Here is a 350-nt window from a genome sequence, read left to right as displayed (position 1 = left end):
GTACGCACACCGGTGGCCGGGTGCGGGGTCGGGCCGTACGGCGTGCCGGTCATGGTGTCGGTGTCGGTGGCATGAGTGCCGCGAGCGGAAGTTCCAGGAGCACTCCCGTGCCACGGGAGTGGAGGCCGCCGCCGAAGTGGATGTCGGCGCCGACGGACGCGGCCCGCTCCGCCATGCCGACGATGCCGAAGTGCCCTGTGCTGCGGAGCTGTTCGAGGGTGGTGCCGGGCGGCAGGCCGTTCCCGTCGTCGAGGACGCTCACGTCGAGGAGACCGTCGCGTACGCCTGCCCGTACCTCGACGCGGGTCGGGTCCGCGTGCCGGTGGGCGTTCTCCATGGCTTCCGAGGCG

1 protein-coding gene is annotated in these 350 nt (G+C 72.6%); it reads right to left on the bottom strand.

Annotated elements, in window-relative coordinates; all coding sequences use genetic code 11:
• Window positions 1-49: 49 nt before the first annotated feature.
• A partial coding sequence (locus BZL64_RS41505; protein WP_341868839.1) for a sensor histidine kinase occupies window positions 50-350 on the bottom strand: 301 nt, incomplete at its 5' end.

Origin of the sequence: Streptomyces bobili (genome assembly GCF_002154575.1) — a bacterium.
Classification (GTDB): domain Bacteria; phylum Actinomycetota; class Actinomycetes; order Streptomycetales; family Streptomycetaceae; genus Streptomyces; species Streptomyces bobili.
Note: the sequence above shows the minus strand (reverse complement) of the source record. Positions and strands in the feature narration are given on the sequence as shown.